Raw genomic sequence first — 21,890 nt, forward strand, 5'->3', positions numbered from 1 at the left:
ATGGAAGGAAGGTGACAGCATGATTACTTTATCAAACGTAACGAAAGTGTATAAAGCAGCAAGTGGGAATGTAACGGCAGTCGATCATGTGAATTTGCATATCGAACAAGGAGAAATTTTCGGTATTATCGGTTATAGTGGAGCAGGGAAAAGCTCGCTCATTCGGTTATTGAACGGATTAGAAAAGCCGACGAGCGGTGAAGTCATTGTCGATGGAAAAGATATGGGGAAAATTAGTGGAAAACAATTACGACAAGCGCGCCAGCAAATTGGGATGATTTTTCAACATTTTAATTTACTTTGGTCACGAACGGTGCGTGAAAACATTGCTTTTCCGTTAGAAATTGCGGGTGTGCCGAAAGAAGAGCGAATGAAGCGTGTCGATGAACTCATTCAACTTGTCGGTTTACAAGGGAGAGAACATGCGTATCCATCACAACTGAGTGGAGGACAAAAGCAGCGCGTCGGCATTGCGCGCGCATTAGCGAACAACCCGAAAGTGTTATTATGTGACGAAGCAACGTCAGCGCTTGACCCACAAACGACGGATTCCATTTTGGATTTGCTCGTCGATATTAATAAACGTCTCGGTTTAACGATCGTGTTAATTACACACGAAATGCATGTTATTCGTAAAATTTGTGATCGTGTAGCGGTGATGGAAAACGGAAAAGTTGTCGAAATGGGCGAAGTGCTTCATGTGTTCCGTAAGCCAGAGCAACCGATTACGAAACGATTTGTTCAGCAAGTAACAGAGCCGGAAGAAACGAAAGAAGCGATGTTGCATCTTCTTGAACGGTATCCGAACGGTAAAGTGGCACAACTTACGTTTGTCGGCGAAGCAGCTGAGCAGCCGCTCATGACACAACTTATTCGCCAATTCGATTTGAATGTAAATATTTTGCAAGGGAAAATTTCACAAACGCATCACGGTTCATACGGGGTGTTGTTCATTCACTTAGATGGTGCGAATGAAGAAATTGAGCGAGCGCTCGCTTTTATTCGCCAGCAAGAAGTCGAAGTGGAGGTGTTGGCGAATGTGGAATGAACTATTTCCGAACGTCGTTTGGGATAAAATATGGGCAGCGACGATGGAAACGTTGTATATGACGGCTATTTCTGTTATAGCAACGTTTGTGCTCGGTATTTTACTCGGGTTATTGCTGTTTTTAACGTCTAAGGGAAACATATGGGAAAATCGTTTTATTAACGGTGTGATCGCATCGTTCGTCAACATTTTCCGTTCGATCCCGTTCATTATTTTAATTATTTTGCTTATTCCGTTTACAAAACTTATTGTTGGTACAATTCTTGGAGCAAACGCTGCGTTACCAGCACTCATTATCGGTGCAGCACCGTTTTATGCACGCATGGTGGAAATTGCGCTTCGTGAAATTGATAAAGGTGTCATCGAAGCAGCAAAAGCGATGGGGGCGACGACATCGACAATTATTTGGAAGGTGCTCCTCCCAGAAGCGCTCCCTGCCCTTGTATCTGGGATTACGGTAACAGCGATCGCGCTCGTTGGTTATACAGCGATGGCTGGAGTTGTCGGTGCTGGGGGGCTTGGAAACTTAGCATATTTAGAAGGATTTCAACGCAACAATAACGATGTGACATTCGTTGCAACAGTGCTCATTTTAGTCATTGTCTTTATTATTCAGTTTATTGGTGACTTTGTCACTTCTAAAATAGATAAACGATAAAAAGGAGGAAGAAACAGATGAAAAAATGGATCTCTTTGCTTGTTGCTGCAGTTGTTGTATTAGCGCTCGCTGCTTGTGGAAAAAGCGAAAGTGCCGAAGAAAAAACGAATAAGCTTGTCGTTGGGGCATCAAACGTGCCACATGCGGAAATTTTAGAAAAAGCAAAACCGATTTTAAAAGAAAAAGGGATTGAATTAGAAATTGTGACATTCCAAGACTACGTATTACCGAATAAAGCGTTAGCGGATAAAGAGTTAGACGCAAACTATTTCCAACACATTCCTTATTTAGAAGCACAAATGAAAGAACATGGCTATGACTTTGTCAATGCTGGCGGTATTCATATTGAGCCAATTGGCGTATACTCTAAAAAATATAAAAGCCTTGAAGAGCTACCAAACGGGGCGAAAATTATTATGAGCAACTCTGTTGCCGACCACGGTCGCATTTTATCGATGCTTGAAGAAAAAGGTTTAATTAAATTAAAAGATGGTGTTGACAAAACAAAAGCGACAGTTGATGATATCGTTGAAAATCCAAAAAACTTAGTGTTTGAAGCAGATGTCGAAGCAGGATTACTTCCACAAGTATATAAAAACAATGAAGGAGATGCGGTATTAATTAACGCAAACTATGCGTTAGATGCTGGTTTAGATCCAGCAAAAGATCCGATTGCAGTTGAGTCACCAGAAAACAACCCATACGTGAACATTATTGCCGTTCGCAAAGGTGACGAAAAGCGTAAAGAAATTCAAACGCTTGTAGAAGTATTGCAATCAAAAGATATTCAAGACTTCATTTTACAAAAGTATAACGGCGCGGTTATTCCAGCCGCAAAATAAGGATGTCCATTCGGGCATCCTTTTATATTTTTTGAAAAACGACGCATGATAAAAAGGAAGGAGGAGTGCATATGTCGATGGAACAATGTTTACACGAATATAAGCAAGGGCTAGGAACATTTACGCAACACATGCCGAAAGTTGGACAAACGTTTAACGCGTTTACAGAGGCGTGTTTTGAAGAAGGAACGTTGTCGAAAAAAGAAAAGCAGCTGATTGCCTTAGGGATTAGTGTCGCCAAGCAAGATGAATATTGCACGATTTATCATACGAAAGGATGCATTGATGAAGGAGCGACGGAAGAAGAAATATTTGAAGTGTGCGCGGTAGCTGCTGCGTTAGCTGGTGGGGCGACGATGAGCCAGGCGGTTACGCTCGTTCGGCAATGTGTTAATGAATTTACTCGCATGCATTAAAAGGATAGGGAGGTCTCCTATCCTTTTTTACATACGTGATTAAGCGAACAAACTTTAGAAACAAAAAAGTATCAAAATGCTTGCAATAAGGTTGCTAATACTTTTCATCTGTTATAAAATTGTAATGAGAATAAAATGAGAATTACGTTTTATGAACATAAGTGAAACTGGAGGTATTTTTTTATGGCAACATTAACGATTAAAGATCTTCACGTTGCGATTGATGGAAAAGAAATTTTAAAAGGGGTTAACCTTGAAATTAAAGGTGGCGAGTTTCATGCAATCATGGGACCGAACGGAACAGGAAAATCGACATTATCCGCGGCCATTATGGGTCATCCAAAATATGAAGTAACAAAAGGAAGCATTACATTAGATGGTCAAGATGTATTGGAAATGGAAGTAGATGAGCGTGCGCGTGCTGGGTTGTTTTTAGCGATGCAATATCCGAGCGAAATTAGCGGCGTGACAAATGCGGATTTCTTGCGTTCGGCGATTAATGCGCGTCGCGGAGAAGGAAATGAAATTTCATTAATGAAATTCATTCGTCAACTAGATGAAAAGATGGCGTTTTTAGAAATGAATCCAGATATGGCACATCGTTATTTAAACGAAGGATTTTCAGGCGGAGAGAAAAAGAGAAATGAAATTTTACAATTAATGATGTTACAACCGAAAATTGCGATTTTAGATGAAATTGACTCAGGGCTTGATATTGATGCATTAAAAGTTGTTGCAAAAGGTGTTAATGAAATGCGTAGCAACGACTTCGGCTGTTTAATCATTACCCACTATCAGCGTTTATTAAACTATATTACGCCAGATTACGTGCATGTCATGATGCAAGGACGTATTGTAAAATCTGGTGGTCCAGAATTAGCACAACGTCTTGAAGCGGAAGGATACGACTGGATTAAAAAAGAGCTAGGCATTGAAGATGAAGTCGTTGAGCAAGAAGCGTAAGCGTTAGGAGGATTTGTGATGATTGAGACGAAACTACCATTCGACCAACAGTATGTACGCTCTTTTTCTGAAGGGCGTGGAGAACCGGACTGGCTTTTAAACGTTCGCTTACAAGCTCTTGCGCAAGCGGAACAACTTCCTTTACCGAAGCCAGATAAAACAAAAATTGATCGTTGGAATTTTACACAATTTTCTACTCATCTCGTTGAAAGTGCGCCACTTTCTTCATTAGAAGAGTTGCCAGAAGAAGTGAAAGTGCTCATCGATATCGATGAAGAGCAAAAAAACGTATATGTGCAACGCGATCATACATGTGCATACGTATCGCTTGCCGATGAATTAAAAGAAAAAGGTGTCATTTTTACAGACTTAGCGACAGCCGTTCGTGAACATAGCGAGCTTGTGCAAAAATATTTTATGGACGGCGTGAAAGTAAACGAACATCGTCTAACTGCACTTCATGCCGCACTTGTAAACGGTGGAATGTTTGTATACGTACCAAAGCACGTGCAAGTTAACGTGCCGTTGCAAGCGGTATATGTGCATGAAAAAGCGGAAGCGTTATTTAATCACGTCATTATTGTTGCGGACGTCGGTAGTAAAGTAACGTATGTCGAAAACTACATTTCAACATGTGAACGTTCGGAAGCGATCGTCAACATCATTGCGGAAGTGTTTGCATTAGACGACGCGCAAGTATTTTTCGGTGCCGTGGATAGTTTAGCAAAAGGGACAACGACATATGTGAACCGTCGCGGCATTACGGGGCGTCATGCGCGCATCGAATGGGCGCTCGGTTTAATGAACGACGGAAACACGATTTCAGAAAACGTCACGCGCCTCATTGGCGACGGCTCATTCGGTGATACGAAGACGGTCGTAGTAAGTCGCGGTGAGCAAGTGCAAAACTTTACGACAAGCGTCATTCATTACGGAAAACATACAGAAGGCTACATTTTAAAACATGGCGTTGTCAAAGATGAAGCGACTTCTATTTTTAACGGCATCGGTAAGATTGAGCACGGGGCATCGAAATCGAATGCAGAACAAGAATCACGTGTGCTTATGTTAAGTCCAAAAGGACGCGGGGATGCGAATCCGATTTTATTAATTGATGAAGATGATGTGACAGCAGGTCATGCGGCCTCGGTCGGTCGAGTTGATCCGACGCAATTATATTATTTAATGAGCCGCGGTATTTCGAAAACGGAAGCAGAGCGATTAATTATTCATGGCTTTTTAGCTCCAGTCGTCAATGAAATTCCAATTGAACGTGTGAAAAAACAATTAATTGAAGTGATCGAAAGGAAAGTTAAATGATGAACGTAAAAGAACTTCGTCAACTATTTCCGATTTTAGATCAACAAATAAACGGTAAACCGCTCGTTTATTTAGATAGCGCGGCAACATCGCAAAAGCCGTTACCGGTTATTGAAGCGATTGACAATTACTATCGCCAATACAATTCGAACGTTCATCGCGGCGTGCATACGCTTGGGACGAAGGCGACCGATGCATACGAAGGGGCGCGCGAAAAAGTGCGTCGCTTCATCGGTGCTGCCTCAACGGAAGAAATTATTTTTACACGCGGGACGACAACAGCGATTAACTTAGTGGCGGCAAGTTACGGTCGGGCAAACGTACGTGAAGGCGATGAAATTGTCATTACGTACATGGAGCATCATAGCAATATCATCCCATGGCAACAAGTCGCCAAACAAACAGGGGCAACGTTAAAATACATTCCGCTTCAACCAGACGGGACGATTCGCTTAGAAGATGTGGAACAAACAATCACGCCGAACACAAAAATTGTGGCCGTGATGCACGTATCCAACGTACTCGGTACAATTAACCCAGTAAAAGAAATTGCGCAAATCGCACACAAAAACGGTGCTGTTGTCGTTGTTGATGGGGCGCAAAGCACGCCGCATATGAAAGTGAACGTGCAAGACATCGATTGTGATTTTTATGCGTTTTCAGGCCATAAAATGTGCGGGCCGACAGGTATTGGCGTACTATACGGTAAAAAACGCTTACTTGAGCAAATGGAGCCTGTTGAATTTGGTGGCGAAATGATTGATTTCGTCGGTTTGTATGAGTCAACATGGAAAGAGCTTCCGTGGAAATTTGAGGGCGGTACACCAATTATCGCTGGAGCGATCGGCTTAGGAGTTGCGATCGATTTCCTTGAACAAGTTGGGTTAGATCATATTGCTGAGCATGAACATCGTTTAGCGCAATATGCACTTGAACAGCTGTCAACGATTGACGGGTTAACGATTTACGGCCCGAAAGAACGCGCAGGGCTCGTGACATTTAATATTGACGGTGTGCATCCGCACGATGTTGCGACCGTTTTAGACGCCGAAGGCATTGCTGTTCGTGCTGGTCACCATTGTGCGCAGCCGCTCATGAAATGGCTGAACGTGACGGCAACTGCACGAGCAAGCTTTTATTTATACAATACGGAAGAAGAAGTTGATGCACTTGTTTCAGCATTAAAGAAAACGAAGGAGTATTTTAGCTATGTCTTTTAATAGCCATTTAGATACGCTGTATCGGCAAGTGATTATGGATCATTATAAAAACCCGAGAAATCGCGGTGTATTAGAAGGAGAACACGTCGATATAAATATGAACAACCCGACGTGTGGCGATCGCATTCACTTAACATTAAAAGTAGAAGATGGGAAAATTGTCGATGCGAAGTTTGAAGGAGAAGGTTGTTCTATTTCGATGTCCTCTGCATCGATGATGACAGAGGCGATCAAGGGAAAAACAATTGAAGAAGCGCTTAAGCTATCAACGATTTTTTCAGACATGATGCAAGGAAAAGATTATGACGATTCAATCGATTTAGGGGATATTGAAGCGCTTCAAGGGGTGTCAAAATTTCCAGCCCGTATTAAATGCGCGACGTTAGCTTGGAAAGCGATGGAAAAAGGATTGCATGAGCAACAAGGGTAGTCATAAAAAAGGAGGCGAACGAGATGGCGAAAAAAATGCCAGAAATCGGTGAATATAAGTACGGTTTCGCCGATAAAGATGTATCTGTTTTCCGCGCTGAGCGCGGATTAACGCGCGAAATTGTAGAAGAAATTTCGCGTATGAAAAATGAACCAGAGTGGATGCTTGAATTTCGCTTAAAAGCGTTAGACATTTTTTACAGCATGCCGATGCCACAATGGGGTGGCGATTTATCCAGTTTAGATTTCGATGAAATTACGTATTACGTTAAACCATCAGAAAAATCTGGACGTTCATGGGATGAAGTGCCTGAAGAAATTAAAGCAACGTTCGATAAGCTTGGTATTCCAGAAGCGGAACAAAAATATTTAGCGGGGGTATCTGCGCAATACGAGTCAGAAGTTGTATACCATAACATGAAAGAAGACCTAGAGAAACTAGGTGTCATTTTTAAAGACACAGACTCGGCGTTAAAAGAAAACGAAGATTTGTTCCGCGAGCATTGGGCGAAAGTCGTTCCGCCGACAGATAATAAATTTGCGGCACTGAACTCTGCCGTTTGGTCGGGTGGTTCGTTTATTTACGTGCCAAAAGGTGTAAAAGTCGATACACCGTTGCAAGCGTATTTCCGCATTAACTCGGAAAATATGGGACAATTTGAACGGACGTTAATTATCGTTGATGAAGGTGCGCATGTTCATTATGTGGAAGGCTGTACGGCGCCTGTTTATACGACAAACTCACTTCATAGCGCAGTCGTTGAAATTATCGTGAAAAAAGGTGCGTATTGCCGTTATACAACGATTCAAAACTGGGCAAACAACGTCTTTAACCTTGTGACAAAGCGTGCCGTTTGCGAAGAAAACGCAACGATGGAATGGATCGATGGAAATATTGGTTCAAAATTAACGATGAAATACCCAGCAGTCATTTTAAAAGGAGAAGGTGCGCGTGGTTTGACACTTTCGATTGCGATTGCTGGCAAAGGACAACATCAAGACGCAGGTGCGAAAATGATCCATTTAGCACCAAACACGTCATCAACGATCGTCTCCAAGTCGATTTCGAAACAAGGTGGAAAAGTCACATATCGCGGTATCGTTCATTTCGGACGGAAAGCGGATGGCTCTCGTTCAAATATTGAGTGCGACACGCTCATTATGGATAATCAATCGACATCTGATACGATTCCATATAACGAAATTTTAAACGACAACATTTCGCTTGAGCATGAAGCAAAAGTGTCGAAAGTATCAGAAGAACAACTATTTTATTTAATGAGCCGCGGCATTTCTGAACAAGAAGCGACAGAAATGATCGTTATGGGCTTTATTGAGCCGTTTACGAGAGAATTACCGATGGAATACGCCGTTGAAATGAACCGACTCATCAAGTTTGAAATGGAAGGTAGTATTGGTTAAACAACAGCTGATGATCTGTGCCATGCAGATCATCGGCTTTTTTTGTATGTTATGGTAAGATGAATGTAGGTGATGAATATGATTTATGTCGGATTAACGGGATGGGGCGACCATGACAGTTTATATCCGTCTCGGCTTGCGTCAAAAGATAAGCTACAAGCATATGCGGCTCACTTTCCAACCGTTGAAGTTGATGCGTATTTTTATGCGATTCAACCGCTCCAAAACGTTGAAAAATGGTTGACGGAAACGCCTGCGTCATTCCAATTTATCGTGAAGGCGTATCAAGGGATGACGGGGCATCAACGTGGTGATATTCCGTACGCAAATAAAGACGAGATGTTTACAGCATTTTTACAATCGATTGAGCCGTTTCAGCAAGATAACAAACTTGCAATGGTACTATTTCAATTTCCACCGTGGTTCGATTGCAAAAAAGAACATGTCCACTATTTGCGTTGGTGTCGGGAGCGAATGGGAGATGTCCCTGTGGCGCTTGAGTTTCGTCATCAATCATGGTTTTCGTCTTCCTTTTACGAAAAGACGTTACGCTTTATGGAAGAAGAACGATGGATTCATAGCATTTGTGACGAACCGCAAGCAGGAGAAGGATCGGTACCGACCGTTCTTCATCCAACTGATGCGCATAAAACACTCATTCGTTTACATGGACGAAATGTAGCTGGCTGGAATAAACGAGATGATGAAAATTGGCGTGCTGTTCGTTATTTATATCGATACAATGAGCAAGAGTTACAAGAGTGGGTACAGCATATTCGCATGTTACAAACGAAATGTGAACACATTTACGTCTTATTCAACAATAACTCAGGTGGAGATGCCGCTCATAATGCAAAGCAGCTCTTGCGGATGTTAGGCATTGAATATACGAACTTAGCACCGCGTCAATTAGACTTGTTTTCATAATGGGGGATGAGAATGGAATATATCTTTCTTTTAGTGATCGGCTTTTTAGCAGGAACAATCGGAAGTCTTGTCGGTTTAGGGGGAGGGGTGATTATTGTTCCCGCGCTTCTTTTTTTAAGCGCGGCACATGTATTGCCAACCATTTCACCACAAGTAGCGGTTGGCACATCGCTTGTCGTCATTATTTTTAATGGGTTATCATCAACTTTAACATATATGAAGCATAAAATGGTGGACTATAAAAGCGGTTTATTTTTCTTCATCGGTAGTGGGCCAGGGGCAATGCTTGGTGCATGGGTGAATCAACATGTGCATATGCAACATTTTTCGCTTTATTTCGGATTATTTTTAATTGCTGTTTCGTTTTTGCTCATGTTTCAATCTCGGCTATCACCGTCTAGCAAACGTACGTTTCCTGTTGTACGGACATACGTTACGAATGAAGGGGAGGAAGTGACGTACGGGTATCATCCGCTCATCGCCACATTCATTGCGTTTGTTGTCGGATTTGTCGGCGGGTTTTTCGGAATTGGCGGTGGATCGCTTATGGTGCCTGCGATGATTTTATTATTTTTGTTTCCTCCCCACGTAGCTGTTGCGACATCGATGTTTATCGTTTTTTTATCGTCCATTGTTAGCTCACTAACTCATGTGCTTATAGGAAATGTTGCATGGACGTTTGCGCTTTCGCTTATTCCGGGTGTATGGATTGGAGCGAAATGTGGAGCATGGCTCAATCGACGATTAAAAGGAAAAACGGTCGTGACGTTATTACGAATTGTGCTTATTTTACTCGGCGTTCGTTTAATAATGCAAGGGCTTGGATTGTAAAAAGAAAGGTGTGTTGCAAGCGTTGAGGGAGACAATACATATTTATCATACAAACGATGTGCATAGCCATTTTGAACGATGGCCGAAAATTGTTCGTTATTTACAAAATGAAAGAAAAAAGCATAAGAAAAATCGCGAGCATATGGTGTTACTTGATATCGGTGACTTTATTGATCGGTTTCATCCGCTGACAGAGGCATCAGGCGGAAAGGCAAACGTCATTCTTTTAAACGATGCAGCATACGATGCAGTCACCATCGGGAATAACGAAGGGATTACACTTAGTCATGAACAGCTTGATACGTTATATGCACATGCCAAGTTCCCTGTTATTGTCGCAAACGTTTTTTATGAAAACGGAGAGCGTCCGCACTGGATGAAGCCGTATGTTATCATGACGTTTGGAAACGTTCGTATTGCGTTTATTGGTGTGACGGTTCCGTTTCAGACATTTTATGAGCTGCTTGGATGGCGCGTTGCCAATCCGTTTGATACGGTTGCTCAACTTATTGAAGAGCTTTCGGAAAAAGTGGATGCGATCGTTTTATTATCTCACTTGGGAGTGAATGATGATGAAAAAATGGCGGAAACATTTCCACAATTAACGGCGATTTTAGGTGGTCATACGCATCATGTATTTGAACATGGAAAACGAGTGAATAAAACGTTGCTTTGTGGAGCTGGAAAATTTGGACATTATGTTGGGTGTTTAACCTTGATGGTCGATAAAAACAGTCGAAAAGTTGATACACATGCCTATGTACAACATATGGATGCAGTTGAACATGCATGCGAGGGGACGAAGCAAAAGTTAAATGATATGATTGAGCAAGCAACTAATGCGCTGGCACAACCGATTGTATATTTGCCTGAGTCGCTGACGATCGATTGGTTTTCACCGTCGCCATTAGCAAACGTTCTTGCTCAAGCGTTAAATGAATGGTGTGAAGGTGATGTAGCGATGGTGAATGCCGGGGTACTACTGTCTTCGCTCCCGAAAGGTGTTGTGACGAAAGGAGATATTCATCGCATTTGTCCACATCCGATTAATCCGTGCAAAGTATATTTGCGCGGAAGCGAATTAAAAGAAGTTATTTTACAAGCGGAAACGGAACAAATGAGGCAGTTACGGGTGAAAGGATTCGGATTTCGTGGTGAAGTAATGGGACAAATGGTATATGACCGTATTACTGTCGAAAAAGAACAACTGATAGATGGTCAAGCACATGTGCGTCGCATTTTCATTAATCACCAACCAATTGAAGAGCAAAAAACGTATGCCGTCGCAACGATTGATATGTTTACGTTTGGTCACTTATATCCAGAAATATATCGCGCGAAAAAGAAATATTATATGCCAGAAATGTTGCGTGATGTGCTTGCATGGAAGCTAAAAAACATGTATCAACAATAGGCACCCTTCGTTCCTTTATTCATACATTGAATAAAGGAAAGGAGCGTGAATATATGATTGAGGTAAAACCGTTATGGATTAGCGGAGAACCTTTTACAGCCATTTCTGTTCAGTTGCCTAAAACAACGTTATTAGCTGTTGCCAATAATAAAGGATATATTATGTGTGGAGCGTTAGATGTGGCGCTGTTAAATGAAAAATTGCGTGATCGAGGCATTATCGCAGGAAGAGCGGTAGGAGTACGAACAATTGACCAACTGTTAGAAGCGCCGCTTGAGTCTGTTACATTTGCTGCTGAACAATTAGGTATTTCGCGTGGAATGAAAGGAAAAGACGCTTTGCTTCTTATGAAATAAAATAATAATCCCCTGCTTGATCGCATACATATAGCGTGAGAGGGGGGATTTTTGTTGTACCAACAACTACGTAAACGAAGAAAACCGCTACCCGTCCGCTATATTTTTTTAATTACGTTTGTTTTTTTTATCATTTCGACTGTCGGAAGCCTTTGGTTTATTAATAGAGGAATCGAGCCGACACTTATGGCAATCGCCGAAAAAGAAACGCGCCGTTTAGCGAACTTAGTCATTAATAACGCAATTAGTCAACAAATTGCGGAAGATGATTTTAATGTTGAAAACTTCATCAAAATTGAAAAAGATGGACAAGGGAAAATTTCCGCCATAGATTTTAATGCGACTGTCGTGAATCGCGTATTAGCAAAAACGACAAATCGTGTGCAGAGAAATTTAAAGGCAGCTTCAGAAGGAAAATTATCAGCGCTTGAATTTCCTGACGTTCAAGTTGAAACAGAAAAGGAAAAAGGAATTATTTATTACATCCCTCTCGGACAAGCAACGAATAACGTATTGTTAGGAAATCTAGGACCGCGTATCCCGGTTCGTTTTTATGTCATTGGCGATGTTCATTCAGATGTAAATAAAAATATTCGTCCGTTCGGAATAAATAATGCTTTAATAGAAATAGCAATTCATATCGAAGTAAATGTGCAAATTATTATTCCATTCGCAACAAAAACGGCAACGATTCAAAACGATATTCCTGTGGCGATTCAAATTATTCAAGGGGAAGTTCCTCAATTTTATAACCAAGGTGGAGATGGAAATACATCTATCGAGCTTCCTATTGAATAATAAAAATTCTGAAAATTTTATTTTTTAAAATATTATTTTGACAAAAGGCTTGTCCGTTGATATACTTAAAACTAAAATGAAACAAAAAAGTCTGAAAAATTAAAATAATCGAACAAGGGGGGTGCTTTCATTTTTTTCTGTGTTTCTGTGTTCTTATTACAACTGACTAAGGAGGGCATTTTGTTATGGAAAATCGTCAACAATGGGGCACGCGTGCTGGTTTTATTTTAGCAGCAGCTGGCTCGGCAATTGGGTTAGGGAACATTTGGAGGTTTCCAGCCGTTGCATATGAAAATGGTGGAGGGGCATTTTTCTTCCCGTATTTATTTGCTTTATTAACAGCAGGTATTCCAATTCTTATATTGGAATTTGCGCTTGGACATAAGTATCGTGGTTCAGCACCGTTAACGTTTGCTCGTCTCAGCAAAGGAGCCGAATGGATCGGTTGGTGGCAAGTGCTTATTTCATTCGTTATTTCAACATATTATTCCGTCGTTATCGCATGGGCGATGTCTTATACGTATTTTGCTTTTACGTCAAAATGGGGAGAAAACACAGGAGACTTTTTGTTCGGTGAGTATTTGAAACTAGCAGAAACACCGGGGACGTTCGGCAGTTTAGTCCCAGCTGTCCTTATTCCGCTTCTTCTCGTTTGGATTATTAACTTGGCAGTTTTATATAAAGGCGTTCGTAAAGGAATTGAAGTCGCAAATAAAATTTTCTTACCAACACTCGTTGTTCTTTTCTTCATCATCGTCATTCGTGCAGTGACGTTAGATGGAGCGGTTGAAGGATTAAATGCCTTTTTTAAACCAAATTGGGATCAAATTATGAACGGAAAAGTATGGCTTGCTGCATATAGCCAAATTTTCTTTAGCTTATCGATTGCGTTCGCTATTATGATTACTTATTCGAGTTATTTACCAAAAAAATCGGATATTACAAATAACGCATTTATTACAGGTTTTGCAAACTCTGGGTTCGAACTATTAGCTGGTATTGGCGTATTTAGCGTCCTTGGCTTTTTAGCACAACAACAAGGTGTAGAGGTAAGCGAAGTCGTTAAAGGCGGTGTTGGATTGGCGTTCGTCGTCTTCCCACAAATTATTAATCAGTTCCCTGCGTTTAATGAGTTTTTCGGTGTGTTATTTTTCCTTTCATTAACGTTAGCAGGTCTTACATCGCTTATTTCTATTTCAGAGACGTACGTTTCAGCAGTTCAAGAAAAATTCGGTATATCACGCACAAAAGCTGTTCTTGGCGGTGGTGGAGTCGCTGCGCTTATCGCATTAGTATTCGCTTCGAACGGTGGATTATATTTCTTAGATGTTGTCGATTACTTCATTAACAACTTTGGTGTTGCACTTGTTGGCTTAGTTGAAGTGGTTACGATTGCGTGGGTGTTAAAACAGCTCAACGCACTTCAAACACATGCAAACAGCGTATCAGATATTATGGTTGGCGCATGGTGGAAAGTTTCGCTCTCTGTCGTTACACCAATCGTATTAGGTTATATGATGTTTGATAGCATTAAAACGAACTTGAAAGAAAATTATGGTGGATACGATACACTATTTGTTGTGAAGTATGGATGGACGATTGCGGCGCTCGTTATCGTTCTCGGTTTTGTTCTTTCAGTAAAACGTTGGAGAGACGGCGTACTTTCCGTTCCAACGGATAAGGAGGTTTCAAGCTGATGGAAACAAGTGCACTCATCATGATGATTGTTGGTATGATTATTATTTGGGGAGGCTTTGCAGCGAGCGTTGCTCATGCGGTAAAGAAAAGCCGTCAATCGTAAAAAAGATGGGGCGAGAAGCCTCATCTTTTTTTCGCACGTTCTTGTCGTTCCCATTGTTTTAAGTAAGGATACGGATCGAAAGACCATTCAGTATAGCCGTTATCCTTATACATGCCGTAATGAAGATGCGGCGGGAATTTACCTGATGTTCCAGGCGGCCCGTATCCAGAGCTGCCAACGGATCCAATTAACATACCAGGCTCCACAATTGTTCCTTCTTCTAAACCGTTAGCAAATCCGTTTAAGTGTGCGAAGTAATGATACGTATTGTTTATATCGCGAATGCCGATACGCCATCCCCCATATTTGTTCCATCCTTTTAATTCAACGATACCGTAACATGTTGAGCGAACGGGGGTGCCATAATGGGCAAAAATGTCTGTTCCTTCATGAATACGTCGCCCACCCCACCCACGTGCATCTCCCCATGTACTGCGGTAACTATACTCAAACCGTCGCGGAATCGGGAAGGCGTATTGATCAAGTTGTATTGTTCCAAAATGTTTATAAAGTTTCACTTTTCCTAAAATGATATCGACGGTTTTGCTTCGTTCGTAGTAATCCCATAGTGCCATTTTAATATGTGTATGATCTGTGCCATATGACCGTAAAAAGCGAGCAAATGCAAATAATACGTCTTCATCGTTTGTTCGGTCTGCGATGCCATCGCCGTTTCCGTCTATACCGATGCCGCCGAATTGGCTAATGGTAAACGGATTTTGATCTTCTTGATTTTTGTTGAGTGGTCCCGCCCATCGCTCAGGAGGAATGTAGATACCAATCACTCCTATTTGTTTTGGCAAATCGCGACGCGCTTGGCGAACGTTCCGTTCATATTGATCGACAGCTGCGAAATAGTACCATGGAATGAAAGAAATCGCTTCGGCTTTTTTATAAAGTTCCATTCGTTTATCATACAAATCATTTGGTGCAGCAGCGAATGATTGTAGCGGAATGAAAAGAAGAAGGATGATGCACCATAATGTTTTCACGCACTTTTTCTCCTTTCACCAATGTTCATACCATTAGTTTGAGGTAATCGGCTGTTTTCATAAATAAAAAATGTTGGAAAAACAAACTGTTTTGTATTATAAGTTAATAACTCGTATAATGGGTAATGTACATTAACGAGTGGAGCGTGAAAAAGATGTCAACAAAAGAACAGCACCTTCGCAAACCGGAATGGTTAAAAATAAAGTTAAATACGAACGAACATTATACAGGCTTAAAGAAAATGATGCGCGAAAAACAATTGCATACCGTATGCGAAGAAGCGCGTTGTCCAAACATTCATGAATGTTGGGCGGTTCGCCGAACAGCGACGTTTATGATTTTAGGCGATGTATGTACGCGCGCTTGCCGTTTTTGCGCTGTTAAAACAGGCTTACCAACGGAATTAGACTGGCAAGAGCCAGAACGTGTCGCTGAATCGGTTCGTTTAATGAATTTAAAACATGTCGTTGTGACAGCTGTAGCGCGTGACGATTTAAAAGATGGTGGGGCAGCCGTATTTGCTGAGACAGTTCGCGCCATTCGTCGTAAAAATCCGTTAACGACGATTGAGGTATTGCCATCTGATATGGGCGGTGTATATGAAAACTTAAAAACGTTAATGGACGCTCGTCCGGATATTTTAAACCATAATATTGAAACCGTTCGTCGTCTTACTCCGCGTGTTCGTGCACGTGCCACATATGAACGTTCACTCGAATTTTTACGTCGTGCAAAGGAGATGCAGCCGGATATTCCGACAAAATCAAGCTTAATGGTCGGGCTTGGTGAAACGAAGGAAGAAATTTTAGAGACAATGGACGATTTACGTGCAGTCGGAGTGAATATTTTGACAATCGGACAATATTTACAGCCGACAAAAAAGCATTTGAAAGTAGAAAAATACTACCATCCACATGAGTTCATGGAATTAAAAGAAATTGCGTTAGCGAAAGGATTTAGTCATTGTGAATCCGGTCCGCTCGTTCGGTCTTCTTATCATGCAGACGAACAAGTACAATCGGCAAAAGCGAATCAGTAAATATATAAAAAAGGATGTCCCTTTCATATGGGTGGGACATCCTTCTCCTTTATTGCATCATATTCATTTCTTCACGTTGTACACCATTTTCATTTTCACCGCTACTTACTTTTCTTCCTTGTGGCGATTTCAGCATGTCTTTAATTGTTTGTTGTAAAATTTGATCGATATTTCGGCTATTGGCGTCTAAACGCCCGAAACGCTCAATGTCTTGGAACATGCGTGGGTTGTCTGAAACGTACACGTGGTAATAGCGCGGTACAACGGAAATCGCTGTTTTCTTTACTTGATCGGCCGTTTCAAACCGATTTGTGCTGTCCGTTTTGTAAACAACAAACACCGTATCGTCTGTGACAAGCGTTCCAACGTCATAAACGTTCGGAAGTTGTGTACATAACTTGCTGATTAAATCAGCAACATTTTCACGATTTAACACAGGGATGGTTGCATATTGTGTCGTGTCTCCGGGAATAGGGCTTTTTTGATGACGGACATAACCGAAATTCGTTAAACGTGAATCCATCCCATTTCGCACACCATGTTCATTGTATAAATCGTTTCGTGAACGAACATTAATAGTTGTTCCGCTTTTTTCGTACAAAGATGTCGATTCATTCATTTGAGCACAGCCAGATAATAAAGCAATGGCGCTCATTCCTGTGATAAGCCATGTATTACGCAAAGTAACTCCCCCCTTCTTTTTTATTATTCGTTTTATGGAAAGGATCATAATGGTGATTGCCTGGGAGAAAGACATGTTTTATGATAGAAATGGAAAGAAGAGGTGAGAACGATGATTTGCATTCATAATACATGTTATGAGCTGGTAGAAAATGTGCGGAACGGGTTTAATGAAGAAGCGTTCCGCGCTCGCTATACAGACATTTTAAATAAATATGACTACATTGTTGGGGATTGGGGATATAACCAACTTCGTTTGCGCGGGTTTTTTGATGATCATAACCAAAAAGCGACGTATGATACGAAAATAAGTACGTTATCCGAATATTTATTTGAATATTGCAATTTTGGTTGTGCATATTTTGTGTTGCGAAAAGTAAAAAAATAGGTCAGGACAACTGACCTATTTTTCATGAATACGGTTGTTGTCCGTTCTCATCTGGATCATCATGAACGGGATGTGCACCTGGATCTTGACGCGGAATGTCTTGATGTAGTGATTTGTATTCATAATTAAATGCGCTGTAATATCGCTGTCCTTTCTGCCATGGCGTACTTTTATTTTGTACCGGTTCATGTTCACCGCGTGGTGCACCATATGGTCCTTCTGGCAATGTCTCTGGCACAAGAAAGTTTTTCCTTGCTTCTACCGTTGAAAAATCATGATATGTTTCATCGGTCATATGAACGCTTCCTTTCGTTTTTTACATAGCGTGCCACTTAAACGACGATTTCATGTAAAAAGCTTCGCAACTCATTTGCATCTTCTTCGTTTAAGTTGTATACGTGCTCAATATATCCAGATTCTTGCAAGTCGTCTGAACCGATAATCGCATATCGGTTACTTTGTAAATCAAGCACAAGCACTTTTCCATAAAAACGATCCGTTTGGACGATCGCTAAATCAAATCGCTCATTTTTGCCAACGAAGCTAACAAAACGTGTTTTTGTGTCGACTGTATCATCGTATAAGAAAAAACGTTCCATGTTCAATCCCTCCATAACATATGTAGTTGCTTTTTCATCTTAACAAATTTCTGTTAGCTGTGTAAAAGAAAGCGCTATGCTACAATAAAATAAAAAGCAGAAAGGAAGAGGAATGATGTATTTTGTTGATCGTCAAAAAATTGAGAAGACATTGCAATATATGGAGGAAGTCGTTTCTTATATACAACCATCGTTTCATACACCGATCGAGAAGTTGGCGCTTGAACGTATAGGGCATGTTATTATCGAATCCATTATTGATGTTGGCAACGCAATGATTGACGGTTTTATTATGCGCGACCCAGGAAGTTATGAGGATATCATTGACATTTTAGTTGATGAACGTGTTCTGTCAGTTGAAGATGGAGAAGCGTTAAAACGAGTCATTCATTTTCGTAAAAAGCTCGTTCAACAATACATCGCCGTGTCGCATGAGGAATTGCTTGAAGTATTGCAGAAACATAAACAAGTACTCGAGTCATTTCCACTTGCTGTTCGCACGTATTTACACAATGAACTCGGGCCTGTGTCCGCCTTTTTAAATGAAAATGTTTAAAAATTGTGTGTATAGGGAAAATCGTATAAAATGGAAGAGGGTGAAACATGATGCGAAAAAAAACCTCTTCCACAAAAGAGCAAATTTTAAAAATGTTAAAATTACAGAAACGGTTAACAGTTGGTGAAATGGCGGAACAATTACAAATTACAGAAATGGCTGTTCGCCGTCATTTAAGTGCTTTAGAGCGCGAAGAACTGATTGAATCGACGCTTGTTCGTCAGCCGATGGGGAGACCGACAAACGTGTATCAACTGAGCTTAAAAGGACATCAACGGTTTCCGCGCCATTATCAACAAACAATGCTTGATTTTTTAGCTGATTTAGAACAAATGGGCGGAAAACAAATTGTAGAAGAGTTGTTCCAAAATCGGCAAGAGCGGATGAGAAAACTATACGAACAACAATTTGGAGATAAATCGTTTGATGAAAAAATAAAAGAACTTGTGGCAGTACAAAATGAGCATGGATATATGTCCGAGTTGTTACAATACGACGATGGTTCATTCGAGTTAGTGGAACATAACTGTCCGATTGCAGAGGTCGCACAAGCGTATCCGATTGCTTGCGAGTGCGAGCGCAATTTGTTTGAAACGCTCATTCACGAGGCGGAGATTGTGCCAAAGACGTGTTTAGCTGATGGAGATGATGCGTGTCGTTACCATATTAAGCGAAAAAAATGAACAATCGTTGACATTCGCTACTCTCTTTTTGACAAGTATAGTTGTTTTGCGTTAAAGTGTGAACGTGCAAGTTGTCAAAAGGAGTGGCAAAAGTGAAAACATATAAAGGGTATTTAATTGATTTAGACGGTACGATGTATCGCGGGACAGAACGAATTGAAGAGGCATGTGCTTTTGTGCATCGCCTTCATGAAAAAGGCATTCCGTATTTGTTCGTCACTAATAATTCTTCACGCACGCCAGAACAAGTGGCTGAAAAGCTTCGGAAATTTGGCATCCCTGCAACGAAAGAACAAGTATTTACAACAAGTCAAGCAACAGCAAATTATATTTATGAAAAAAAGCCAAATGCTTCTGTTTATGTCATCGGAGAAGACGGCATCCGTCGAGCGCTTGAAGAAAAAGGGTTTACATTTGCGAATGAAGACGCAGAAGTTGTTGTCATGGGTATTGACCGTAGCATTAACTATGAAAAATTAGCGATTGCTTGCTTAGCTGTCCGCAATGGAGCGATGTTTGTTTCGACAAATGGAGACATTGCGATTCCGACGGAGCGTGGACTTTTGCCTGGAAACGGTTCGCTTACATCGGTCGTCGCTGTATCGACACAGACGAAGCCGATTTTTATTGGAAAACCAGAAAAAATCATTATGGAACAAGCGCTGGAAGTGCTCGGTGTGCCGAAAGAAGAAACGTTAATGATCGGGGATAACTACGATACGGATATTATGGCGGGAATGAATGCGGGGATCGATACACTTCTCGTTCATACAGGCGTGACGACGAAAGAAATGTTACCAACGTATGACCGACAACCAACGTATGTCGTTGATTCGTTAAAAGAATGGATCGACCGCATATAAAAAGGTGCCGATTGAGGCACCTTTTCTACTTATTCCACGTGGGCGGCGCGATGTGCTAAACGGCTTGAAGCGGCAGCGGCTATCGCCCCAACGATATCATCTAAAAATGTATGACAATACCCAGAAGATTTATCATTTAATTGTTGTAAAATACCCGGTTTTTGTTTATCGATGTAACCGTAATTCGTAAAACCGATGGAACCATACACGTTGACAATCGAAAGCGCTAAAATTTCATCTACTCCATATAATCCTTCGTCTTTTGCGATAAATGATTGAAGTGGCTCTTGTAGCATCCCTTTCTCTGCTAACATATCGAGTTGAATGCCCGTAAATAATGCATTTTGTACTTCCCGTTTCGCGATGACTCGATTAACGTTATGAATACATTCGTCCATTTGTAAGTCAGGATGATATTTAGATTGTAAGTAGTAAACGAGTTCAGCGATATGTTCGATTGTTACCCCGCGATCTGCGAGCCACTGTCGTGCGATTTGCTCCATTTTTCCTATTTTTTTTTCCTCCATTCAACTTCACCTATTTCATTTTTTATTTTTTACAATGTATGTGTGTTTTTTATGAAACGTGCGTTCATTTCCTCTCTCATATGAAGTTTATACGTATTTTTTAAACATATACATGAAAGAAGGAGGGATGTGCATGGATTATTATTTTCGTATCGATCATATGGAAACAAAAAATGATCGTTTTCTTGTTCGAAGTGGAAATGACATATATATTGCGGTGCCGACGAATGAGAAAGAAAGCGACATACAGCAGTTATACTACATGGCGATGTATATGCGAACACAAGGTGACGAAACGATTGCAACGTTGCTTCCGACGAAGACAGGGCGATTTGTCGGTAAGCTACAAGGGATGCAAGTTAGCGTGTGGAAAATGGAAAAACGAATCCAAACAAACGATCAAGCACAACAACTTGCATTATTTCATCAGCGTGGGCGCACATATCCGTATGATGTTTCAACGAGAAATCGGTTCGGGCAATGGGGGGAACTATGGGGACAACGTATTGATCAATTAGAACAGTTTTGGCAATTGCAATTGAGATCTTCTGAAAAAAGTGAAATAGACGAACAGTTTATCGAAACGTTTCCATATTATGTAGGATTGGTTGAAAATGCGATTCAATACGTTGTGGATACGCAGTTAGATGAAGTTCCGATGCGTAGCGATCTACCGACAATCTGTCATGAACAATTTGCTCCTGGAGCATGGGAAATGGGGAAAATACCGACAGATTGGGTGTTTGATCATGCAAGTCGCGATGTTTCGGAATGGATACGAAACCAGTGGCTTATGAAACAATCAGACGAAACGATTGTCCGCTTTTTACGAACGTACGAACAGGTACAACCACTTAGCCGGTTTTCTTGGCGAATGGTTTATGCTCGCTTGTTATTTCCGCTTCATTATTTTCAAGCGATTGAAAACTATTATGGGACAGAAGGAGACATAAGGCAAGGCTATGAACAGCAATTGAGACAAGTGTTTGAAGAGAGCGATATATATGAACGAAAGCTTCGCCATTTTCATGACATGACTACTGTTTCCATTCCTCGTCTTGATTGGTTATAAATATGTTACAATGAAACGGAGGACAATGTGCGAAAGGGGTCAAA

At 41.1% G+C, this 21,890-nt stretch carries 27 protein-coding genes; 22 read left to right on the top strand and 5 right to left on the bottom strand.

Going from position 1 to position 21,890, the window contains the following annotated elements:
* The first annotated feature begins 19 nt into the window (after positions 1–19).
* From HNR43_RS11095 to HNR43_RS11170, 16 genes are all read left to right on the top strand, one after another.
* Positions 20–1,048: a methionine ABC transporter ATP-binding protein gene (locus HNR43_RS11095; protein WP_183243892.1), complete on the top strand. Its 1,029-nt coding sequence runs from the start codon at positions 20–22 to the stop codon at positions 1,046–1,048.
* Positions 1,038–1,706, top strand: coding sequence for a methionine ABC transporter permease (locus HNR43_RS11100; protein WP_183243894.1), 669 nt, complete (start codon positions 1,038–1,040; stop codon positions 1,704–1,706). The genes HNR43_RS11095 and HNR43_RS11100 overlap by 11 nt, the downstream gene beginning before the upstream one ends.
* Before the next feature lie 17 nt (positions 1,707–1,723).
* Positions 1,724–2,548: a MetQ/NlpA family ABC transporter substrate-binding protein gene (locus HNR43_RS11105; protein WP_183243896.1), complete on the top strand. Its 825-nt coding sequence runs from the start codon at positions 1,724–1,726 to the stop codon at positions 2,546–2,548.
* Between the two features lie 71 nt (positions 2,549–2,619).
* Positions 2,620–2,964: a carboxymuconolactone decarboxylase family protein gene (locus HNR43_RS11110; RefSeq protein ID WP_183243898.1), complete on the top strand. Its 345-nt coding sequence runs from the start codon at positions 2,620–2,622 to the stop codon at positions 2,962–2,964.
* A gap of 183 nt (positions 2,965–3,147) precedes the next feature.
* The gene (sufC, locus tag HNR43_RS11115; protein ID WP_006322743.1) at positions 3,148–3,927 is read left to right on the top strand and encodes a Fe-S cluster assembly ATPase SufC; all 780 of its coding nucleotides are present in this window, start codon (positions 3,148–3,150) and stop codon (positions 3,925–3,927) included.
* Positions 3,928–3,942: 15 nt separating this feature from the next.
* Positions 3,943–5,247 carry a Fe-S cluster assembly protein SufD gene (gene sufD, locus HNR43_RS11120; RefSeq protein WP_183243900.1) on the top strand — a complete coding sequence of 435 codons (1,305 nt, stop codon included), beginning with the start codon at positions 3,943–3,945 and terminating at the stop codon, positions 5,245–5,247.
* Entirely contained in the window at positions 5,247–6,467 is a 1,221-nt protein-coding gene (locus HNR43_RS11125) for a cysteine desulfurase (RefSeq protein ID WP_183243902.1), read from the top strand. The genes sufD and HNR43_RS11125 overlap by 1 nt, the downstream gene beginning before the upstream one ends.
* Positions 6,457–6,897, top strand: coding sequence for a Fe-S cluster assembly sulfur transfer protein SufU (gene sufU, locus HNR43_RS11130; protein ID WP_012575968.1), 441 nt, complete (start codon positions 6,457–6,459; stop codon positions 6,895–6,897). The genes HNR43_RS11125 and sufU overlap by 11 nt, the downstream gene beginning before the upstream one ends.
* 23 nt (positions 6,898–6,920) lie before the next feature.
* Positions 6,921–8,318 (top strand): Fe-S cluster assembly protein SufB, encoded by a 1,398-nt coding sequence (gene sufB / locus HNR43_RS11135; protein ID WP_183243904.1) that lies wholly within the window; start codon positions 6,921–6,923, stop codon positions 8,316–8,318.
* A gap of 78 nt (positions 8,319–8,396) precedes the next feature.
* The gene (locus tag HNR43_RS11140) at positions 8,397–9,245 is read left to right on the top strand and encodes a DUF72 domain-containing protein (protein ID WP_183244004.1); all 849 of its coding nucleotides are present in this window, start codon (positions 8,397–8,399) and stop codon (positions 9,243–9,245) included.
* A gap of 12 nt (positions 9,246–9,257) precedes the next feature.
* Positions 9,258–10,076 (top strand): sulfite exporter TauE/SafE family protein, encoded by an 819-nt coding sequence (locus HNR43_RS11145; RefSeq protein WP_183243906.1) that lies wholly within the window; start codon positions 9,258–9,260, stop codon positions 10,074–10,076.
* A 22-nt stretch (positions 10,077–10,098) separates the two neighbouring features.
* Positions 10,099–11,490, top strand: a complete 1,392-nt coding sequence (locus HNR43_RS11150) for a bifunctional metallophosphatase/5'-nucleotidase (protein ID WP_183243908.1) — start codon at positions 10,099–10,101, stop codon at positions 11,488–11,490.
* A gap of 53 nt (positions 11,491–11,543) precedes the next feature.
* Complete coding sequence (locus HNR43_RS11155) at positions 11,544–11,846, top strand: YunC family protein (protein ID WP_183243910.1); 303 nt, start codon at positions 11,544–11,546, stop codon at positions 11,844–11,846.
* Between the two features lie 51 nt (positions 11,847–11,897).
* Positions 11,898–12,644: a sporulation protein YunB gene (gene yunB / locus HNR43_RS11160; protein WP_183243912.1), complete on the top strand. Its 747-nt coding sequence runs from the start codon at positions 11,898–11,900 to the stop codon at positions 12,642–12,644.
* A gap of 185 nt (positions 12,645–12,829) precedes the next feature.
* Positions 12,830–14,341, top strand: a complete 1,512-nt coding sequence (locus HNR43_RS11165; RefSeq protein ID WP_183243914.1) for a sodium-dependent transporter — start codon at positions 12,830–12,832, stop codon at positions 14,339–14,341.
* Positions 14,341–14,445, top strand: coding sequence for a methionine/alanine import family NSS transporter small subunit (locus tag HNR43_RS11170; RefSeq protein WP_183243916.1), 105 nt, complete (start codon positions 14,341–14,343; stop codon positions 14,443–14,445). The genes HNR43_RS11165 and HNR43_RS11170 overlap by 1 nt, the downstream gene beginning before the upstream one ends.
* Positions 14,446–14,465: 20 nt before the next feature.
* On the opposite strand, the gene HNR43_RS11175 is transcribed toward HNR43_RS11170, so the two are convergent.
* Positions 14,466–15,437: a peptidoglycan DD-metalloendopeptidase family protein gene (locus HNR43_RS11175; protein ID WP_183243918.1), complete on the bottom strand. Its 972-nt coding sequence runs from the start codon at positions 15,435–15,437 to the stop codon at positions 14,466–14,468.
* A gap of 125 nt (positions 15,438–15,562) precedes the next feature.
* Between HNR43_RS11175 and lipA the strand changes: the two genes are divergently transcribed.
* Positions 15,563–16,477 carry a lipoyl synthase gene (gene lipA / locus HNR43_RS11180; protein ID WP_343055764.1) on the top strand — a complete coding sequence of 305 codons (915 nt, stop codon included), beginning with the start codon at positions 15,563–15,565 and terminating at the stop codon, positions 16,475–16,477.
* A gap of 49 nt (positions 16,478–16,526) precedes the next feature.
* Here lipA and HNR43_RS11185 read toward each other — a convergent pair whose 3' ends face one another.
* On the bottom strand, positions 16,527–17,159 hold the full coding sequence (locus HNR43_RS11185; RefSeq protein WP_183243922.1) for a YhcN/YlaJ family sporulation lipoprotein: 633 nt from the start codon (positions 17,157–17,159) through the stop codon (positions 16,527–16,529).
* Between the two features lie 111 nt (positions 17,160–17,270).
* On the opposite strand from HNR43_RS11185, the gene HNR43_RS11190 reads away from it, so the two are divergent.
* The gene (locus HNR43_RS11190) at positions 17,271–17,546 is read left to right on the top strand and encodes a YutD family protein (protein ID WP_003398297.1); all 276 of its coding nucleotides are present in this window, start codon (positions 17,271–17,273) and stop codon (positions 17,544–17,546) included.
* Positions 17,547–17,568: 22 nt separating this feature from the next.
* Here the strand turns inward: HNR43_RS11190 and HNR43_RS11195 are convergent, their stop codons facing one another.
* Together HNR43_RS11195 and HNR43_RS11200 are read right to left on the bottom strand one after the other, a co-directional pair.
* The gene (locus tag HNR43_RS11195) at positions 17,569–17,841 is read right to left on the bottom strand and encodes a cytosolic protein (protein ID WP_183243924.1); all 273 of its coding nucleotides are present in this window, start codon (positions 17,839–17,841) and stop codon (positions 17,569–17,571) included.
* 37 nt (positions 17,842–17,878) lie between these two features.
* Positions 17,879–18,145, bottom strand: coding sequence for a DUF3055 domain-containing protein (locus HNR43_RS11200; protein ID WP_183243926.1), 267 nt, complete (start codon positions 18,143–18,145; stop codon positions 17,879–17,881).
* 115 nt (positions 18,146–18,260) lie between these two features.
* Here HNR43_RS11200 and HNR43_RS11205 point away from each other — a divergent pair, with 115 nt between their 5' ends.
* From HNR43_RS11205 to HNR43_RS11215, 3 genes are all read left to right on the top strand, one after another.
* Positions 18,261–18,701: a DUF86 domain-containing protein gene (locus HNR43_RS11205; protein WP_183243928.1), complete on the top strand. Its 441-nt coding sequence runs from the start codon at positions 18,261–18,263 to the stop codon at positions 18,699–18,701.
* A gap of 47 nt (positions 18,702–18,748) precedes the next feature.
* A complete protein-coding gene (locus HNR43_RS11210; RefSeq protein ID WP_183243931.1) occupies positions 18,749–19,384 on the top strand; it encodes a helix-turn-helix transcriptional regulator in 636 nt (211 codons plus the stop codon).
* 92 nt (positions 19,385–19,476) lie between these two features.
* Positions 19,477–20,247 (top strand): TIGR01457 family HAD-type hydrolase, encoded by a 771-nt coding sequence (locus HNR43_RS11215; protein ID WP_183243933.1) that lies wholly within the window; start codon positions 19,477–19,479, stop codon positions 20,245–20,247.
* Positions 20,248–20,276: 29 nt separating this feature from the next.
* Here HNR43_RS11215 and HNR43_RS11220 read toward each other — a convergent pair whose 3' ends face one another.
* The gene (locus HNR43_RS11220; protein ID WP_183243935.1) at positions 20,277–20,774 is read right to left on the bottom strand and encodes a phosphatidylglycerophosphatase A family protein; all 498 of its coding nucleotides are present in this window, start codon (positions 20,772–20,774) and stop codon (positions 20,277–20,279) included.
* A gap of 133 nt (positions 20,775–20,907) precedes the next feature.
* Between HNR43_RS11220 and yutH the strand changes: the two genes are divergently transcribed.
* Positions 20,908–21,846: a spore coat putative kinase YutH gene (gene yutH, locus HNR43_RS11225; RefSeq protein ID WP_183243937.1), complete on the top strand. Its 939-nt coding sequence runs from the start codon at positions 20,908–20,910 to the stop codon at positions 21,844–21,846.
* Positions 21,847–21,890: the final 44 nt, after the last annotated feature.

Origin of the sequence: Anoxybacillus mongoliensis (assembly GCF_014201515.1) — a bacterium.
Classification (GTDB): domain Bacteria; phylum Bacillota; class Bacilli; order Bacillales; family Anoxybacillaceae; genus Anoxybacillus; species Anoxybacillus mongoliensis.

Excerpts from the sequence above, each read along its gene's own strand:
- HNR43_RS11105 (WP_183243896.1), top strand. The coding sequence starts at position 1,724 with ATGAAAAAATGGATCTCTTTGCTTGTTGCTGCAGTTGTTGTATTAGCG.
- HNR43_RS11170 (WP_183243916.1), top strand. The coding sequence starts at position 14,341 with ATGGAAACAAGTGCACTCATCATGATGATTGTTGGTATGATTATTATT.
- HNR43_RS11100 (WP_183243894.1), top strand. The coding sequence starts at position 1,038 with ATGTGGAATGAACTATTTCCGAACGTCGTTTGGGATAAAATATGGGCA.
- HNR43_RS11165 (WP_183243914.1), top strand. The coding sequence starts at position 12,830 with ATGGAAAATCGTCAACAATGGGGCACGCGTGCTGGTTTTATTTTAGCA.
- sufC (WP_006322743.1), top strand. The coding sequence starts at position 3,148 with ATGGCAACATTAACGATTAAAGATCTTCACGTTGCGATTGATGGAAAA.
- HNR43_RS11190 (WP_003398297.1), top strand. The coding sequence starts at position 17,271 with ATGATTTGCATTCATAATACATGTTATGAGCTGGTAGAAAATGTGCGG.
- HNR43_RS11110 (WP_183243898.1), top strand. The coding sequence starts at position 2,620 with ATGTCGATGGAACAATGTTTACACGAATATAAGCAAGGGCTAGGAACA.
- HNR43_RS11200 (WP_183243926.1), bottom strand. The coding sequence starts at position 18,145 with ATGGAACGTTTTTTCTTATACGATGATACAGTCGACACAAAAACACGT.
- HNR43_RS11155 (WP_183243910.1), top strand. The coding sequence starts at position 11,544 with ATGATTGAGGTAAAACCGTTATGGATTAGCGGAGAACCTTTTACAGCC.
- HNR43_RS11145 (WP_183243906.1), top strand. The coding sequence starts at position 9,258 with ATGGAATATATCTTTCTTTTAGTGATCGGCTTTTTAGCAGGAACAATC.
- sufB (WP_183243904.1), top strand. The coding sequence starts at position 6,921 with ATGGCGAAAAAAATGCCAGAAATCGGTGAATATAAGTACGGTTTCGCC.
- HNR43_RS11125 (WP_183243902.1), top strand. The coding sequence starts at position 5,247 with ATGAACGTAAAAGAACTTCGTCAACTATTTCCGATTTTAGATCAACAA.
- sufU (WP_012575968.1), top strand. The coding sequence starts at position 6,457 with ATGTCTTTTAATAGCCATTTAGATACGCTGTATCGGCAAGTGATTATG.
- HNR43_RS11220 (WP_183243935.1), bottom strand. The coding sequence starts at position 20,774 with ATGGAGGAAAAAAAAATAGGAAAAATGGAGCAAATCGCACGACAGTGG.
- HNR43_RS11205 (WP_183243928.1), top strand. The coding sequence starts at position 18,261 with ATGTATTTTGTTGATCGTCAAAAAATTGAGAAGACATTGCAATATATG.
- HNR43_RS11140 (WP_183244004.1), top strand. The coding sequence starts at position 8,397 with ATGATTTATGTCGGATTAACGGGATGGGGCGACCATGACAGTTTATAT.
- HNR43_RS11095 (WP_183243892.1), top strand. The coding sequence starts at position 20 with ATGATTACTTTATCAAACGTAACGAAAGTGTATAAAGCAGCAAGTGGG.
- yutH (WP_183243937.1), top strand. The coding sequence starts at position 20,908 with ATGGATTATTATTTTCGTATCGATCATATGGAAACAAAAAATGATCGT.
- HNR43_RS11195 (WP_183243924.1), bottom strand. The coding sequence starts at position 17,841 with ATGACCGATGAAACATATCATGATTTTTCAACGGTAGAAGCAAGGAAA.
- HNR43_RS11210 (WP_183243931.1), top strand. The coding sequence starts at position 18,749 with ATGATGCGAAAAAAAACCTCTTCCACAAAAGAGCAAATTTTAAAAATG.
- lipA (WP_343055764.1), top strand. The coding sequence starts at position 15,563 with ATGTACATTAACGAGTGGAGCGTGAAAAAGATGTCAACAAAAGAACAG.